Consider the following 7544-nt stretch of genomic DNA (forward strand, 5'->3'; position numbering starts at 1 on the left):
AGCTGGCCGCCGTGTTGACCCCACCCGCCCACGCCCAGCTGCGGGGGCTGGGGCCTTTCGCGCAGGTGCGCGACACCGCTGTGGCCTTGCCCGCCGGTGTGCAGCGCGTGGCCGATGTGCCCTATGGTGCGGACCCGCTGCAGCGCATGGATGTCTACCTGCCCGCCGCTGGCGGTGCCGCCAGCAGCGCTGCGGAGGCCAGCGGCACACGCGCTCCGGTGATCTTCATGGTGCATGGCGGCGCCTGGCGCACGGGCGACAAGGCCATGTCCCGCGTGGTGCAGGAGAAGGTGGCGCGCTGGGTGCCCAAGGGCTTTGTGTTCATCTCGGTGAACTACCGCCTGTACCCCGCCGTGAACGTGCTGCAGGAGGCGCAGGACGTGGCCATGGCACTGGCCGCCGCGCAAAGCCGTGCCGCCAGCTGGGGCGCTGATGCATCGCGGTTCATCCTGATGGGGCATTCAGCGGGCGCGCACCTGGTGTCGCTCATCAATGCATCGCCCACCCTGGCCCAGCGCGAGGGGGCCTGGCCCTGGCTGGGCACGGTGTCGCTGGACAGCGCGGCGCTCAATGTGCCGGTGGTGATGACCGCGCCGCACTACCCGTTCTATGACGAGGTGATGGGTGCCAACCCGTTGTTCTGGGCCGCAGTGTCGCCGTACCACGCACTGTCGGGGCCGGTGCCGCCGTTCCAGTTGGTCTGTTCCACCGAGCGCCCCGACCACCCCTGCCTGCAGGCCCAGGGCATGGCCCGCCGCGTGCGCGACCTGGGCGGCCGTGCCGAGGTGCTGCCGCTGGAGCTGACCCACGGCGAGATCAACGCGCAGCTGGGCCTGGAGAGCGCCTACACGCGGGCCGTGGAGACCTTCATGGCCTCGCTGGATGCGGTGGTGGCGCAGCGGCTCAAGTAGTTGCGTTCAGTCCGCTTGCACGGCCCGCCGCAGCGCGGCACGGGCCAGCAGGCGGGTGGAGTCCAGCGTGGGCAGCGGGGAGTTGGTGTCGCTCAGGATCAGCGGGATCTCGGTGCAGCCCAGCACCACGGCATCGCAGCCGTCCTCGCGCTGCATGCGGGCGATGATCTGCTGGAACATGGCCACGCCCTCGGGGCGAATGACGCCGGGCACCAGCTCGTCCATGATGATGCGGTTGATCTCGCTGCGCTCGGCCTCGGTGGGGCGCACCCATTGCAGGCCCCGGGCCTGCAGCGCATCGGGGTACACGCTGCTGTCCACCAGCCAGCGCGTGCCTGTGAGTGCCAGGCGCCGGTGGCCGCGCGCTGCCGCCTCGGCCGCCACCACCTCGGCAATGTGCAGCCAGGGCAGCGGCGAGTGGGGCAGCACCCGGTCCATCGCCTGGTGGATGGTGTTGTCGGGGCAGATCAGAAAATCTGCACCTGCACGCGCCAGCTTGTGGGCGGAGGCCAGCATCAGGTCGGCCACGCCTTGCAGGTCATGCCGGTCCAGGCAGTCCACATAGTCGGCCAGCGACGGCGTGTGCAGCGTCACCTCGGGGTGCGCATGCGGGCGGCCCAGCAATGCGGCGCCTTCGGCGCACAGGGTGCGGTAACACAGGGCGGCACCTTCGGCGGAGCAGCCCACGATGCCGATGTGTTGGGGCATGACGGTGGTCCAGGGCGGTTGCAAAGTCCCATTATTGCCAACAGCGCTGCTGTGGCTCGGCTCAACCGCTGCTACCGTCAGTCTCCGCGCACCCTTTGCGCGAATCCGCGTGTGGTGAACTGCTCCAGCACAAAGTCCACAAACACCCGGGTGCGTGCGGGCAGCAGCTTCTTGCTGGGGTAGTACAGCGAGGTCGGGCCTGCGTCGGCCCACCAGCCGGGCAGTACCCGCACCAGGTCGCCACGCGCCAGCCAGGGCTGCACAAACGGCATGGGCAGCACCGCCAGGCCCAGGCCCATCAGCGCGGCCTGGCACATGGCCTCGGGGTCGTCGAACACGATGCGTGGGCGCAGCTCCACGGGTGCAGCGTCACCGGCCTTGTTGCGCAGCGTTGTGACGTTGATGCGCCCCGTGCGGATGTTGAGCCGCACGATGCCATCCCACTGCGCCAGGTCTGCGGGTTGGCGTGGCGCTTTCCTGCGGCCCCGCAGAAGCGTGGGGGATGCCACCACCACCAGGTGTGTGGGGCCCAGCACGCGCATCACCATGTCCGGGTTCCTGTTCAGGCCACCCCCGATGCCTGCGTCAAAACCTTCGCCGATCAGATCGACATATCGGTTGTCAAACCGCCAGTCAGGCTGGATGGCTGGGTAACGCTGCAGAAACTCTGCCAGCAGCGGAACGATGTATGCGCGGCCAAAGCCCAGTCCCACGCTGACCTTGAGCGTGCCTGCGGGCTGCTGATCGGACTCTGCGGCGTGGTCTACCGCGTCATTCAGGTCCGACAGGGGTTGGCTAATCTGTGCCAGAAAGCGTTGCCCACCCTCGGTCAGCGTGAGGCGCCGCGTGCTGCGCTGGAACAGCCGTACACCCAGGCCGGCTTCAAGCCGCGCCACGTTCTTGCTCACGGCGGCGGGCGTCAGGCCCATGAGCCGAGCAGCTGCCGAGAAGCTGCCGGACTCGGCTGATTTGACGAACGATTCGAGGTGGGTCAGGGGTTGCATGGACTGTATTTTCAACTGAAGGTTGAAATAGATTCATCCCATTGATGGCTACCGGAAGAGCAATGGATTGCCGACACTGCAGCTATTCCCGGTTCGTTGCTGAACCTTCCTGATCACTTTATTTGGAGAAACACCATGTCTTCTGCGTTGGCAACATCCCCTGTACTACACCAGCCCCTGACGGGCAAGGTTGCGCTTGTCACCGGCGGCGCGCGCGGCATTGGCGCGGCCATCGTGCGGCGTCTGGCACGCGACGGTGCGGCCGTGGCCTTCACGTACAGCTGTTCCGCCGCGCCCGCCCTGGCGCTGGTGGCGGACATTGAAGCGAGCGGTGGCAAGGCCCTGGCCCTGCAGGCTGACAGCGCGGACGCTGCCGCCCTCACGCAGGTCGTGGACCGCGCTGCACGCGAGCTGGGCCGCCTGGACATCCTCGTCAACAACGCAGGCGTGGCCATTGCGGGCGAGATCGGCAGCTTTGCCTTGGCCGACTTTGACCACACACTCAACGTGAATGTGCGCGCCGTGTTCGTGGCTACCCAGGCCGCCGTGCGCCACATGGGCCAGGGCGGCGCGTATGGCCGTGTCATCACCATCGGCAGTACCAATTCCGACCGTGTGCCATGGGCGGGGTTCAGTGTCTACGGCATGAGCAAGGCCGCCATCGTGGGCCTGACCAAGGGCCTGGCGCGCGACCTGGGCCCGCGTGGCATCACCGTGAACAACGTGCAGCCCGGCCCCGTGAACACCGACATGAACCCGGCCGACGGCCCCATGGCGGGCGACATGCACGGCCTGATGGCCCTGAACCGCCACGCCCACCCCGACGAGATCGCGGGCATGGTGGCTTATCTGGCCGGCCCGGAGTCGGGCATGGTGACGGGGGCGAGCTTGTTGATCGACGGCGGGTTTGCGGCTTGAGGGAGGTCAGCACGGCGCTCACTGTGTGGGCTTTCGCGCCCGGGGCTTTTTCTGTATTGTCGGGCCGTGGGTCGCCAGCTCTTTGGGCGTGAGCAGGTAGGCGGGGTTGTTGGCGACCATCTCCACCGCCAGGTCGATGAAGGCCCGCACGCGCGCTGGCAGCGCCGTGCGGCTGCCGTAGTACACGTAGAGCGCCAGGTGCTGCGCCACATGCTGGGGCAGCAGCGGCACCAGCTGGCCGCTGCGCACCAGCGGCGCGGCCGTCACCCCCACCAGCTGGCCCACCGCGTGGCCGCCCAGCACCGCACGGGCCTCCACCTCGATGTCGTTGGTGCAGAAGGTGGGGTGGATGGTGCGCGCCACGATGTCGTCGCCCACCTGGAACTCCCAGAGCATGGGCTTGCCGGTGGACGCATGGCGAAAGCCGCTGCAGCGGTGCTGCGCCAGGTCATCGATGCTGGCCGGCGCACCGTGGCGTGCGATGTAGGCGGGCGCGGCGCACACGATGAGCTGCAGCGCGAGTAGCCGCCGCGCCACCACGCCACCCTCGGGCGGGTAGCCCGAGCGGAAGCCCACGTCCACGCGGTCTTCCACCCAGTTGCCGATGCGGTCGTCCAGCTGCACATCGGGCTCCACCAGCGGGTGGCGGCGGCAGAACTCGTCAAGCACCGGCCAGATCACCTCCAGCAGGATGGAGCGCGGCGCCACGATGCGCAGCGGCCCCGCCATTGCCTCGCGCCCGCGCCGCGCGCCCTGCACCGCCTGCTGCAGCGTGGCCAGGCCCGGCTGCGCCGACACCAGGAACTGGCGCCCTTCTTCGGTCAGGCTCAGGCTGCGCGTGGTGCGGTGGAACAGTCGCACGCCCAGGTGCGATTCGAGCTGCACCAGCAGCTGGCTGGACGCCTGCGGCGTGATGCCCTGTGCGGCCGCCGCCTGGCGCAGGCTGCCCAGCTCGGCGGCCTTGACGAAGTTGGCGATGGCGCGCAGTTCATTGATGGCCATGGTGGACAGGCATTGTGCGGGGCGGCTGCGTGGTGTATTGACAAGCATTGCTTGCGAATGAATCCAGAGATTATGGGCTAGTCGCATGGCAATGGATTGCCTAAAGTTCACCGCCATGGGCACCGCCCATTGCTCAACACCATCTCAAGGACCTGTCATGACTCCCACCACAGCCACCACCACCCATTCCTCGTATCCCCGCGTCTGGATGATCACCGGCGCCTCGCGCGGCATCGGCGCGCGCATTGCCGAGGCTGCGCTGGCCCAGGGCGATGCCGTGGTCGCCACGTCGCGCGATGCCGCCTCGGTCGAAAAGCGCTTGGGCGCACACGATGCCCTGCTGCCTCTGGCGCTGGACGTGACCGACGAGGCCCAGGCCCGCCATGCCGTAGGCGCGGCGCTCGACCGCTTCGGCCGCATCGACGTGCTGGTCAACAACGCAGGCTACGGCCTGCTGGGCGCGGTGGAAGAGGCCACCGCCGACGAGGTGCGGCGCCTGTACGACACCAACGTGTTCGGCCTGCTGCATGTGACCCGCGCCGTGCTGCCCACCATGCGCGCGCGCCGCGCCGGGCATGTGGTCAACATCTCGTCGCTGGGCGGCGTGCAGTCGGCCGCCGGGTTTGGCCTGTACTGCTCCACCAAGTTCGCGGTCGAGGGGATCACCGAGGCGCTGCATGCCGAGCTGGCGCCGCTGGGCATCCACGCCACCGTGGTGGAGCCGGGGTACTTCCGCACCGAGTTTCTGGACAGCGCCTCGCTGGCCGTGTCGCCCCGGGTGCTGGACGACTACGCCGAGAGCGCCGGTGCCGTGCGCGAGGCCGCCCGCCGCATCAACCTGAACCAGCCCGGCGACCCGGTGCGCCTGGCCCAGGCCGTGATGCAGCTGGTGGCCAGCCCCACGCCGCCGCTGCGCCTGCCGCTGGGCACGGACACGCTGCAGACCATTGCCGAAAAACATGCCTTTGTGGCAAAAGAGACGGCGCAGTGGCGTGCGGTGGCGGCGTCCACAGACTTCCCGGTGCAGGAAGCCGCGCTTCAGGCGGCGTGAGTCCCTGCTCCTCTTGGGGTAGCTGGCAGCACCCTGCCGTCAGGCGGCAGCGGCTGTTGGGTCTCCCATTTTTGGGCCTGGTGCTGGGGGCTGACCACGCTCACACAGGCCGTGCAAACTCCATCACCCAGTTCACCTCCCAGGTCGCGCCGCCATCGTCCGAAAACGCCTGCTGCCAGCGCGGGGCGCCGGTGTGCATCTGCGACCACTCGAAGCGCACGCGCACCGGGCGGCCCTCGAACAGCTCATCGCCTTCAAACAGGCCCACGCCGTCCTGAAAGCCACCCACCACGGGCGGCAGCAGCAGGCCGTTGGCCGGGTCCAGGCCGCCCGTGAGGTTGTCCAGCCAGTAGATGCTCCAGCGCTGCGTCACGGGGTTGAACACACGCAGTGCCATGCCCACGTAGCCGGGCTTCCATGCCAGCGGCGTGAAGTCGTCGAAGTTGCCGATGCCACCGGGCAATGGACGTGCGGTGCCCGTGGCGTCGAACACCTCCCAGTCGTTGCAGCCCGCGAGCCTGCGCACCAGCCGCGTGTTGCGAATGCGCCAGGGGCCCATGAGGAAATCGAAGTCGCGCGCAGCGCTGGGCGCCACGGTGGGCGACGGGATGGGAGTGAGGCGGGCTGAGGTGGACATGGTGGGGCTCCGTGGTGGTTGATGCGTCAGGGGGAGAGGTGTGCGGTGCGTCACGCATGCAGCGCCGAACGCGCGGTGGGCTGCAGGCGGAGCACCTCGGGCTCTGCCGCCAGCCAGGGCGCAAGACCGGGCACCACGTCACGCGCCCAGGCCCCGCTGTCGGTAAACGATGTCAGCGCAGCCTCGTCGCCAAACAGGGCCAGGCCCACCAGCACGGGTTCGCCTTCGCGCACCGGCAGGCGGGCAAAAGTGTTGGGGCTGGGCTCGGTGCAGAACCAGGCGATCTCGCGCGCGCCACCGCGCTGCAGGGTGGGCGTCACGCGGTGGCGGCAGAAGTCCAGCAGTGGTGGTGTGGCGGGTTCCCGCAACGGCAACACGGTGACCTGCAGGACGCCAGCGGTGGCACCCTGCGCGCCAGGCTGCGGCCTTGCGTGGTGTGGCAGGGCCGCCGTGGCGCCGGGCCAGGCTGGGCAGAGCAGGTGCACGTTGTCCGAATCGATCATGGTCGCATTGGCGGCGTTGCGGTGTGCCGCCCACACGGGGCCGCCATAGAAGCCCTCCAGCGCGCGGTGGCGCGCCTGCATGTCGGCAAAGCTGCGCAGCCAGACGAACCGGTCGGGCCGGTCCAGGTCGCGGAACTGGCCCAGCACGCGCATGCCGAGCGCCTCCTGGGTCTCCACAAACTCCCGGTCGAACAGGTCGATGAGCACCTCGCGCTGTTGGGGGTGCAAGGTGTACTGGCGCAGTTCAACGATGGCGTGGGGATCGGTGGTGGGCATTGGGGGCTCCTGAAAAGGTAGGGGGGGCAACAAGGCAAAGACAGGCCTGCAGTGTGCGCACCGATACCTGCCAACCCATGGCAGGTATTTGCGCTATCTTTGGTGTTCTGTCTTTTTGCACCACCCCTGCCAAAACCCATGCGCGCCAGCCGTTTGTTGTCCCTCCAGATGCTGCTGGAAACGCGCGGTCGCATGAGCGCGCAGGCGCTGGCCGAGGCGCTGGAGGTGTCGGTGCGCACGCTGTACCGCGATGTGGACCAGCTCAGCGCTGCGGGTGTGCCCATCTATGCCGAGCGGGGGCGCCACGGTGGCTTTGCGCTGCTGCCGGGCTGGAAGACCACGCTCACAGGCCTCACGCCGTCGGAGGCGCAGGCCGTTTTCTTGAGCGGCTTGCCCGGCCCTGCGCAGGACCTGGGTCTGGGCGGCGATGTGGCGGGGGCGCGCCTGAAGCTGCTGGCCGCACTGCCCGCCGCCTGGCGCGACGACGCGCAGCGCGTGAGCACGCGCCTGCACCTGGACCCGGTGGACTGGTAC

General features: G+C 68.8%; 9 protein-coding genes. 4 read left to right on the plus strand and 5 right to left on the minus strand.

Annotated features, from left to right (window positions below):
- Positions 1–2 precede the first annotated feature (2 nt).
- On the plus strand, positions 3–911 hold the full coding sequence (locus tag DBR23_RS09500) for an alpha/beta hydrolase (protein ID WP_233250364.1): 909 nt from the start codon (positions 3–5) through the stop codon (positions 909–911).
- A gap of 6 nt (positions 912–917) precedes the next feature.
- Here DBR23_RS09500 and DBR23_RS09505 read toward each other — a convergent pair whose 3' ends face one another.
- On the minus strand, positions 918–1619 hold the full coding sequence (locus tag DBR23_RS09505; RefSeq protein WP_108498081.1) for an aspartate/glutamate racemase family protein: 702 nt from the start codon (positions 1617–1619) through the stop codon (positions 918–920).
- A gap of 77 nt (positions 1620–1696) precedes the next feature.
- Positions 1697–2623: a LysR family transcriptional regulator gene (locus DBR23_RS09510; protein ID WP_108498082.1), complete on the minus strand. Its 927-nt coding sequence runs from the start codon at positions 2621–2623 to the stop codon at positions 1697–1699.
- A gap of 135 nt (positions 2624–2758) precedes the next feature.
- Between DBR23_RS09510 and DBR23_RS09515 the strand changes: the two genes are divergently transcribed.
- Positions 2759–3541: an SDR family oxidoreductase gene (locus DBR23_RS09515; protein WP_108498083.1), complete on the plus strand. Its 783-nt coding sequence runs from the start codon at positions 2759–2761 to the stop codon at positions 3539–3541.
- Positions 3542–3559: 18 nt separating this feature from the next.
- Here the strand turns inward: DBR23_RS09515 and DBR23_RS09520 are convergent, their stop codons facing one another.
- Positions 3560–4543: a LysR family transcriptional regulator gene (locus DBR23_RS09520; RefSeq protein WP_108498087.1), complete on the minus strand. Its 984-nt coding sequence runs from the start codon at positions 4541–4543 to the stop codon at positions 3560–3562.
- Between the two features lie 157 nt (positions 4544–4700).
- On the opposite strand from DBR23_RS09520, the gene DBR23_RS09525 reads away from it, so the two are divergent.
- Positions 4701–5594: an oxidoreductase gene (locus tag DBR23_RS09525; RefSeq protein ID WP_108498084.1), complete on the plus strand. Its 894-nt coding sequence runs from the start codon at positions 4701–4703 to the stop codon at positions 5592–5594.
- Positions 5595–5694: 100 nt separating this feature from the next.
- Here the strand turns inward: DBR23_RS09525 and DBR23_RS09530 are convergent, their stop codons facing one another.
- Both DBR23_RS09530 and DBR23_RS09535 read right to left on the minus strand, forming a co-directional pair.
- Entirely contained in the window at positions 5695–6231 is a 537-nt protein-coding gene (locus DBR23_RS09530) for a hypothetical protein (protein WP_108498085.1), read from the minus strand.
- Positions 6232–6281: 50 nt separating this feature from the next.
- Positions 6282–7010 carry an NIPSNAP family protein gene (locus DBR23_RS09535; protein WP_108498086.1) on the minus strand — a complete coding sequence of 243 codons (729 nt, stop codon included), beginning with the start codon at positions 7008–7010 and terminating at the stop codon, positions 6282–6284.
- 138 nt (positions 7011–7148) lie between these two features.
- Between DBR23_RS09535 and DBR23_RS30440 the strand changes: the two genes are divergently transcribed.
- Positions 7149–7544: YafY family protein (locus DBR23_RS30440; protein ID WP_233250365.1), on the plus strand; the 396-nt coding region annotated here is incomplete at its 3' end.

The organism is Acidovorax sp. HMWF018 (assembly GCF_003061035.1).
GTDB classification, from domain to species: Bacteria; Pseudomonadota; Gammaproteobacteria; order Burkholderiales; family Burkholderiaceae_C; genus Acidovorax; species Acidovorax delafieldii.